Below are 9,277 nucleotides of genomic sequence, written 5' to 3'. Positions count from 1 at the left end.
GCCACGGCCGTGGCGGCGAGCGCGGCGCCGGTGGCGAGCCATGCGGCGCCGGTGCTGCCGTGGAACATCGCGGCTCCGGCGCACAGCGGGCCGAGCAGGGCGCCCAGCATCTGGGCGGCCGTCAGCCGGCCGTAGTCGCGCTCCAGCCGGGCCGGCTCGGTGGCCGGCTCGGGGGGAGGTGGCGCGGCCAGGGTGGTGCGCAGGCCGGTGCCGGTCAGCGCGCTGCCGGCCATGACCAGGGCGTCCGCGGCGGCCAGGCCCCACCACGGGGTGAGGACGGCGAAGCCCAGACAGCCGGAGGTCTGCAGGAGCGTGCCGAGCAGCGTCACCAGGGCGGGGCGGAGGCGGTGTCCCCAGCGGCCGGCCGCGAGCTGGGCCAGGGCACCGCCCGCGGCGGCCGCGGTCATCACCAGCCCGATCCGCTCCTCCCGGACCTGCCGGTCCAGGAGGAGGAGCGTCTCGGCGGAGAAGAGCCCGAGCTGGCCGAGCCGGGCGAGGAGGGCCGTGGCCAGGACCGGGGACGGCGGTCTCACCGCGTGGCCGCGGCGTCCGTGGCCATGGCCTCGGCCAGGCTGCGGGGTCGCAGGTCCGTCCAGTGCTCCCCGATGTAGTCGAGGCAGTCCTGGCGGGAGCCCTCCGGGCGGGCGACCGTCCAGCCGGCCGGGACCTCCACGAAGGCGGGCCACAGGGAGTGCTGGTGCTCGTCGTTGACGAGGACGAGGTAGCCGCTGCCGGGGTTCTCGAAGGGGCTGTTCATGGCGGGTCTCTCCTTGATTCGGTCAGGAGTTCGGTCAGGGGTACGGTCAGTCGTGGGGTCGGGGCGGGTCAGGCGAGGTGGCGGGCGAGGGCACGCGGCGTGGGCCTGTCGAAGACCGCGCGGACCGGGAAGTGTTCGTCGAGCCCGAGGGCCCGGATGCGGCCGGCGAGCCGCAGGGCTCGCGGGGAGTCGCCGCCGCAGGCGAAGAAGTCGTCGTCGGGCCCGGCCCGTTCGACGTCCAGGACCTCGGCGAAGAGGGCACAGAGGGTGTCCACGGGCCCCTCGCCCGCCGGTGTCCCGCCGTCCGTGAAGCCGGTCAGCAGCGCGCGCAGCCGGGCCGCCGTGCGTTCGGCGGTGTGCCGGTCGAACAGGTCGGGGCGGTAGCTCAGTTGCAGGTACAGCCGTTCGCCGGGCACGCCCATGAGGCTCATCGGGTAGTGGTAGGCGTCCCGGCCTTCGAGCCGGTCCAGGCGCACCCCGCCCGCGCGCACCTCGCCGGAGTCCGCCGGGTAGTTCTCGAAGACCGTCGAGGTGTCGAAGACGGGGGCTCCGCCGGCCAGCGCGTGGACGGCGGCGAGGCCGAGGTGGTGGTGCGGGGCGAGGGCGGACTGCTCGTCCTGAATCCGGGCGAGCAGCCGGTCGAGCGGCTCGGCCGCATCCAGCCGTACCCGCACCGGGACGGTGTTGATGAACAGGCCGACGGCGGACTCGACGCCGGGCAGCTCCGGGGGGCGCAGGGAGACCGTGGCGCCGAAGACCACGTCCTGCCGCCCGGTGGCCTCGGCGAGCAGCATGGCCCAGGCGCCCTGCATCAGGGTGTTGAGGGTGAGCCGGTGCGCTCGGGCCAGGCCTTCGAGTGCGGCGGTCTCCTCCTCGGTGAGCTCCACCGCGATCCGTTCGGGCAGCAGGGGTGTGCCCGCCCTGGCGGCCGCGGGGGCCAGCAGGGTCGGTCCGTCGAGCCCGTCGAGCGCCTCCCGCCAGGCCTTCTCGGCGGCGCCCCGGTCCTGGGCGGCCTGCCAGGCGAGGTGGTCCCGGAGGGTGGCGGCGGTCAGAGCCCGCGTCCGGCGGGTGCCGCCGTTCTCCCGGGCGGCGTACAGGTCGAGCAGGTCGCGCAGGACGAGGGGCATCGACCAGCCGTCGAGCACGAGGTGATGGACGGTCAGTACGAGGGTGTGCCGTTCCTCGGTCTGCCGGACGAGGGCGAAACGGATCAGGGGCGGTTCGGTCACGTCGAAGCGGCGGAGCCGGTCGGCGGCCAGGAGGTCCGTGAGGCGCGCCTCCCGGGCGTCGGGGCCGAGGGCCCGCAGGTCGTGCTCGGTCCAGGGCGGCTCCACATCCCGCAGGACCGTCTGCGCGGGTGTTCCGGAGGACAGCGAGGTGAAGGCGGTGCGCAGGGGCTCGTGGCGGCGGACGAGCTCGGAGCAGGCGGTGCGGAGGGCGTCCCGGTCGAGGGTGCCGGCCAGGCCGAGGGTCAGCTGGACGTTGTAGACGTCGGTGGTGTCCTCGTCGTAGAGGGCGTGGAAGAGCAGTCCCTCCTGGAGCGGGGAGAGCGGCAGGACGTCGGTGAGGGTGCGGCCGGCCCAGCGCCGTTCGAGGGCGTCGACCTCGTCCTGGTCCAGCCGCTCGCCCGCGATGGTGACGATGCCGAGGTCACAGGGGGTGTGGCCGCCGGCGCCGGGGCGGGCGGCGTGGGCAACGAGCGCCCGCAGGGCGCGGAACCAGGTCCCGGCCAGCTCGCGCACCCGGTCCTCGTCGAACAGCTCGCCCGGCCAGGACCAGTGCGCGACCAGGTGCGGTCCGCCGGGGCGGTCCTCGGTGGCGGCGTTGAGGTCCAGGGCGTGCGGCAGCGGCATCGCGTCGTCGGCCGGGGCGGGGACGGCGTCGGTCTCGGCGGCGAACTCCCAGTCGGCCGTGTGTCCGACGGGGAACCGGCCCAGGTAGTTGAAGCCGATCTGGGCGGCGGGCCCGGCCGCGAGCAGGGGCGCGGTGTCGCGGTTGAGGTGGCGCAGCAGCCCGTAGCCGATGCCCTTGCCGGGGACCGCGCGCAGCTGTTCCTTGACGGTCTTGACCGCGCGGCCGAGCTGCGGCCCGCCCGCCCACACCTCCTCCCAGTCGCTCGCGTGCGCGTCGAGACGTACGGGGTAGAGGCTGGTGAACCAGCCGACCGCGCGGGAGAGGTCGAGTCCGGGGGCGATCTCCTCGCGGCCGTGGCCCTCCAGGTCGACGAGGATCCCGCCCGGGCCGTGGTCCCGGCGCCAGTGGGCGACCGCCAGCGCGAGGGCGGTCAGCAGGATGTCGTCGACGCCGGCGTGGAACGCCTCGGGGACGGCGGTCAGCAGTGCGGCGGTCTCCTCGGTGGGCAGGGTGAGGGTCACCTCCCGGCGGGTGGCGTAGACGTCGCGGGCCGGGTCGAGCGGGCGTCCGGCCAGGAGCGGCTCGCCGGCGTCCAGGGCCTTTTGCCACCAGGCCAGTTCCGCGGTGCGGGCGGGATCGTGGGCGGCGTCGGCGAGCCGCCGCGACCAGGTGCGCAGGGAGGTCGGCACCGGGTCGAGGGCGCCGCTCGCGGGCTGTCCGGCGGTGGCCGCCCGCCACGCCGCGGCGAGGTCGGGGAGCAGGATCCGCCAGGAGACGCCGTCCACGGCGAGGTGGTGCACCATGAGGAGCAGCCGTCCGGGCTCCGCGTCGCCCCGGTCGAGCCAGACGGCGCGGACCATGCGGCCGGCCCGGGGGTCGAGCCCGCGCCGGGCGTCCGTGGCGGCTTCGGCGACGGCGTCCCGCAGCGCGTGGCCGTCCGGCACCGGGCGGCGGGTGAGGCAGTCGGCCGCCCGTACGGCACCGCGGGAGGCGGCTTCCAGCGCCCAGTCGCCGTCGTCGTGGACGGTGAGCTTCAGGCGCAGCGCGTCATGCCGGTCGAGGAGGGCCTGGAGCGCCTCGGTGAGGTGTTCCTCGCGGAGGGCGGCCGGTACCTGGATGAGCATGGACTGGTTGAAGCCGTCGACGGGTCCGCCCTGTTCGCGCAGCCAGTGGGTGATGGGGCCGGGGACGACCGGCCCGGTGCCGGCGTCGTCGGGCTCGGCCGCGGGCGCGCCGGCGGCCGTGGTGGTGGCCGCCGCGGCGAGCGCGGCCACCGTGCGGTGGACGAACACGTCCCGGGGTGTGATGACCAGCCCGGCGCGGCGGGCGCGGGCGACGAGCTGGATGGAGAGGATCGAGTCGCCGCCGAGTTCGAAGAAGCCGTCGTCGGGGCCGACTCCGGGGACGCCCAGGACCTCGGCGAAGAGCGCGCACAGCGTCTCCTCGGCCGGGCCGTCGGCGGCCCGGCCGTCGCGCGCGGCGGTGAAGGCGGGGGCGGGCAGGGCGCGCCGGTCGAGCTTTCCGCTGAGGGACAGGGGGAGGGCGTCCAGCGGTACGAAGGCCTGCGGCACCATGTGCTCGGGCAGGCCGGCGGCGCAGTGGGCGCGCAGGTCCTCGGCGTCGAACGGGGCGTGGTCCGCCGGGACGACGTAGGCGACCAGTTGTTTGGTGCCCGGCCGGTCCTCGCGGACCACGACCGCGGGCGTGTGCACGGCCGGGTGGCGGGCCAGGACGGATTCGATCTCGCCGAGCTCGATCCGGAAGCCCCGGAGCTTGATCTGGTCGTCGGCCCGGCCCAGGAAGACCAGTTCGCCGTCGCCGGTCCACCGCACGATGTCGCCGGTGCGGTACATGCGCGTTCCGGCCGGTCCGAAGGGGTCGGCGACGAAGCGCTCGGCGGTCAGGCCGGGCCGCCCGTGGTAGCCGTGCGCGAGCTGGACGCCGGCCAGGTGGAGCTCGCCGGGCGCCCCGGCGGGCACGGGCCGCAGTCCCGCGTCGAGGACGTACACGCGGGTGTTGTCGACGGGGCGGCCGATGGGCACCGACACGGTGTCCGCGCCGCGCCGGCTGCGGCGGTGGGTGACGTCGACGGACGCCTCGGTGGGGCCGTAGAGATTGTGGAGCTCGGTGCCGGTCCCGTCGAAGAGGTCGTGGAAGCGGTCCGCCAGCGCGGTGGGGAGCGCCTCGCCGCTGCAGATGACCCGGCGCAGTCCGGTGCAGGCGGCGGCTGCCGGCGTGCGCAGGAACGACTCCAGCATGGACGGCACGAAGTGCAGCGTGGTGACGCCCTCGCGGCGGACGAGCTCCGCCAGGTAGTCGGGGTCCTTGTGGCCCTCGGGCCGGGCGATGACCAGGGTGGCGCCGGTGATGAGCGGCCAGAAGAATTCCCAGACCGATACGTCGAAGCTGGACGGGGTCTTCTGCAGCACCCGGTCGTCCGCGGTCAGTCCGTAGGCGGACTGCATCCACAGCAGGCGGTTGGCGATGCCCTCGTGCGGGACGAGTACGCCCTTGGGCCGGCCGGTGGAGCCCGAGGTGTAGATCATGTAGGCGGGCTGGCGCGGGTCGACGGGCGGCAGTTCGCCCGTGCCGGCCGTCCTTTCCGCCTCGCGGGCGAGCCGGTCGTAGGACTCGGGGGTCACGACGAGGGCGGGGCCGGCGTCGTCGAGCATGTACCGCACCCGGTCGGCCGGGTAGTCCGGGTCGACCGGCAGATACGCGGCCCCCGCCTTGTGGACGGCGTGGAGGGTGATCAGCAGGTCGAGGGAGCGGGGCAGCGCGACGGCGACGAGGCGGCAGGGGCCGGCGCCGTGGGCCCGCAGGGCGTGGGCCAGGCGTGTGGCGCGGTCGTCGAGTTCGGCGTAGGTCAGGGTCTCGCCCTCGAAGACCAGGGCGGTGGCGTCGGGGGTGCGGGCGGCCTGGGCGGCGAAGAGGGCGGGCAGGGTGGTGGCCGGGTGCGGGACGGCCGGGCCGGTGCCGTGGGCGAGGAGCTCGGCGTGCTCGTCGGGGTCCAGGACGTCCAGGCGGCCGCAGGGCCGTTCGGGGGTGGTGACGACAGCGCGCAGCAGCCGTTCGAGCCGCCGGGCCAGCCGCTCGACGGCCGGCCGGTCGTAGACGTCGGCGCGGTGGGCGAGGTCGAGGCGCAGCTGCCGGCCGGGGACGGCGAGGAGGCTGAGCGGGTAGTGCATGGTGCCGGTGGTGGCGGTGTCCTCCAGGAGGGCGACGCGCAGCCCGCCGAAGGCCCGTTCCACGTCGTCGTGGTCGAAGGGGGCGTTCTCGAAGACGACGGCGGTGTCGAACAGTTCCGCCAGTCCCGTGAGCCTGCGGACGGCGGCGAGGCCGAGGTGGTGGTGCGGGGTGAGGGCGGACTGCTCGTCCTGGATCCGGGCGAGCAGGCGCTCCAGCGGCTCGGCCGCATCCAGCCGGACCCGCACCGGGACGGTGTTGATGAACAGGCCGACGGTCTCCTCGACGCCGGGCAGCTCGGGCGGCCGGCCCGAGACGGTCGCGCCGAAGACCACGTCCTGCCGCCCGGTGAGCTGGGCGAGCAGCAGCGCCCAGGAGCCCTGGACGAGGGTGTTGAGCGTCAGTCCGCGGGAGCGGGCGAAGCGGCCCAGCTCCGCGGTGAGGTCCTCGGGCAGGCGCACCACGAGGCGCTGCGGGAAGGCGGACTCGCGCGGTGTACCGGAGGGCGCCACGAGGGTGGGCTCCTCCAGCCCGTCGAGGGCCTGCCGCCAGGCGTCCTCGGCCGCGTCCCGGTCCTGGGCGGCCAGCCAGGCGAGGTGGCCGCGGAAGGAGGGGGCGGGGGCCATGCCGTCGCCCTGGCCGGCCCGCTCGTAGAGCTCGAACAGGTCGCGCAGGACCAGCGGGAGCGACCAGCCGTCGAGCAGGATGTGGTGGTTGGTCAGGAGGAGGACGTGCCGTTCGGCCGCCGTGCGCAGCAGCAGGAAGCGGACGAGCGGAGGGGCCGCGAGGTTGAAGCGTCGCGTCAGATCCTCGGCGGTGATGCGGTCCAGCTCGGTGCGCTGCTGCGGCGCGGGCAGGTGGCTCAGATCGGTTTCCGTGAACAGGAGGTCGGCGGTGCGCGGCACGATCTGGACGGCCTGGCCGGTCTTGCGCTGGAGGAAGCCGGCCCGCAGGGCGGGGTGCCGGTCGAGCAGGGCGCGGCAGGCGGCCTTCAGGGCGGGGACGTCCAGCGGGCCGGTCAGTTCCAGGGCGGTCTGGACGGTGTAGACGTCGGTGCCCTCGTCGTAGAGGGCGTGGAAGAGCATGCCCTCCTGCAAGGGGGTCAGCGGCAGCACGTCGAGGTCGTGCCGGCCTGCCGCCGCGGGGCGCGGCGCGGGGTTCACTGCTGCGGTCACTTGGTCAACTCCCATTCGGCCACGAGCTCGTCCAGTTCGTCCGCGTCCAGCGACAGCGGGGGCAGGCCGTGCTCCCCCGGCGCTCCGGCGGCCTCCGGCTCCAGCTCGCGCGCGGCCTCGGCGAGGGCGGCGGCGGTCTTGTGCGCGAACACGTCCCGGGCGGTGAGGACCAGCCCGGCCTTGCGGGCCCGCGTCACGAGGCGGACCGAGAGGATCGAGTCGCCGCCGAGGGCGAAGAAGCTCTCGTCGGCGCCGATGCCTTCGACGCCCAGGACCTCGCCGAAGAGGGCGCACAGCAGTTCCTCGCGCGGCGTGGCGGGCGGGCGGCCGTCGCCGGCGACGGCGAAGCGGGGTGCGGGCAGGGCCCGGCGGTCGACCTTGCCGTTGCGGGTCAGGGGCAGGGCCGGCAGCGGCACGAAGGCCGCCGGTATCTGGTACTCCGCCAGCAGGGGGGCCAGATGGGCGCGGAGTTCCTCCGCGGCGGGGGCGGCGGTGCCGGCCGGCGGCACCACGTAGGCGGCCAGCCGTTTGACGCCGGGCCGGTCCTCTCGGGCCGTCACGCAGCACTGGGCGACGGCGGGGTGCCGGGCCAGCGCGGCCTCGATCTCGCCGGGTTCGACGCGGAAGCCGCGGATCTTGATCTGGTCGTCGGCGCGGCCGAGGAAGACCAGTTCCCCGCCGGCCGTCCAGCGCACCAGGTCGCCGGTGCGGTACATCCGCTCGCCCGGGGCACCGAACGGGTCTGCGACGAATCGTTCCGCCGTCGCCTCCGGCCGGTTCAGGTAGCCGTGCGCCAGTCCCGCGCCGGCCAGGTGCAGTTCACCGGCCACGCCGGGCGGCACCGGGCGCAGCGCGCTGTCGAGGACGTAGGCGCGCATGCCGTCCAGCGGCCGGCCGATGGGCACGGTGGCGGGCACCTCGTCCGTGGTGCGCATGATGTGCCGGGCGGCGAAGACGGTGGTCTCGGTGGGCCCGTAGCCGTCGGCGACCACGATGCCCGGGCAGGCGGCCATGACCTTGCGGACGGCCTCGGCGGGGACGACGTCGCCGCCCGCCCACACCTGGTGCAGTCCGGCGAAGCTGTGCGGCGACTCCTCGGCCAGCAGCCGGAAGAGGCCGGCCGTCAGCCACAGGGCGGTGACCTTGTGGGTGGCGACGATCCGTTCCAGGGCGGGGCCGTCGAGCTCGCCGGGCGGGGCGAGGACGACGCGGCCGCCGGCGAGCAGCGGCACCCACATCTCGTAGGTGGCGGCGTCGAAGGCCTGCGTCGAGTGCTGGAGGACGCAGCGGTGGGCGGGGCTGCGGAAGGCACTGTCGCCGGCGAGGTCGAGGACCGCGCGGTGGGGGACGCCGACCGCCTTGGGCTCGCCGGTGGAGCCGGAGGTGAACAGGACGTAGGCGAGCTGTTCGGGATGGGCCGCCGGAAGGGGGCCGGCGGGCCGCGGGGCAGGCTCGCAGGGCTCGTCCACGACCAGGAGGCGTTCGGGCCCCAGGGTGCCGGCCACCTCCCGCGAGGCCCGGTCGGTGAGCAGGATCCGCGCGTCGGTGCTCCGCGTCATGGCGCGCAGCCGGTCGGCGGGGGAACGGGCGTCGAGCGGCATGTAGGCGCTGCCCGCCTTGAGGACGGCCAGCAGCGAGACGATCAGTTCGGGCGAGCGTTCCTGGAGCACGGCGACCCGTTCGCCGGGGCGCAGACCGAGGGTGAGCAGCCGGTGGGCCAGCTCGTCGGCGCGGGCGTCGAGTTCGGCGTAGGTGAGCGTCCGCTCGCCGGCGGCCAGGGCGACGGCACCGGGGGTGCGGGCCGCCTGGGCGGCGAAGCGCCCGTGGACGGTGGCGTGCGCGTCGGGTGCCTCGGCCGCGTTCCATTCCCGGATCACCAGCTCGCGCTCCTCGGCGGAGAGCAGGTCGAGGGCGGCGAGCGGGGTGTGGGGAGCGGCGGCGAAGGCCGCCAGGAACCGGGCCGTCCGTTCGACGACGGCGGTGGCGGTGGCGCGGTCCACCGTGTCGGGCCGGTGGGCGAGGCGGAGGGTGAGCCGCTCCCCCGGCTCGGCGATCAGGGTGAGCGGGTAGTGGGTGGCGCCGTAGCTGTCGACGGTGCGGACGGCCGGCCCGGCGCCGGCGTGGCCGGGGGCGGACTCGCCGCCGCCGGGGTGGTTCTCGAAGACGGTGGAGGTGTCGAAGAGCCGGTCGAGACCGGTGAGTCTGCGGATGGCGGCGAGGCCGAGGTGGTGGTGCGGGGTGAGGGCGGACTGCTCGTCCTGGATCCGGGCGAGCAGGCGCTCCAGCGGCTCGGCCGCATCCAGCC

General features: G+C 75.6%; 4 protein-coding genes. All 4 read right to left on the bottom strand.

Annotation, left to right across the window (positions count from 1 at the left end):
* On the bottom strand, positions 1-533 hold a 533-nt coding region (locus tag AB0K09_RS23925; protein WP_366067425.1), incomplete at its 3' end, for an MFS transporter.
* Positions 530-757 carry an MbtH family NRPS accessory protein gene (locus AB0K09_RS23920; RefSeq protein ID WP_366067424.1) on the bottom strand — a complete coding sequence of 76 codons (228 nt, stop codon included), beginning with the start codon at positions 755-757 and terminating at the stop codon, positions 530-532. The genes AB0K09_RS23925 and AB0K09_RS23920, both read right to left, overlap by 4 nt.
* A 68-nt stretch (positions 758-825) precedes the next feature.
* Positions 826-6,972: an amino acid adenylation domain-containing protein gene (locus AB0K09_RS23915; RefSeq protein WP_366067423.1), complete on the bottom strand. Its 6,147-nt coding sequence runs from the start codon at positions 6,970-6,972 to the stop codon at positions 826-828.
* Positions 6,969-9,277: amino acid adenylation domain-containing protein (locus AB0K09_RS23910; RefSeq protein WP_366067422.1), on the bottom strand; the 2,309-nt coding region annotated here is incomplete at its 5' end. The genes AB0K09_RS23915 and AB0K09_RS23910, both read right to left, overlap by 4 nt.

The sequence above is a fragment of the Streptomyces sp. NPDC049577 genome (assembly GCF_040675635.1).
Taxonomy (GTDB): Bacteria; Actinomycetota; Actinomycetes; order Streptomycetales; family Streptomycetaceae; genus Streptomyces.
Note: the sequence above shows the minus strand (reverse complement) of the source record. Positions and strands in the feature narration are given on the sequence as shown.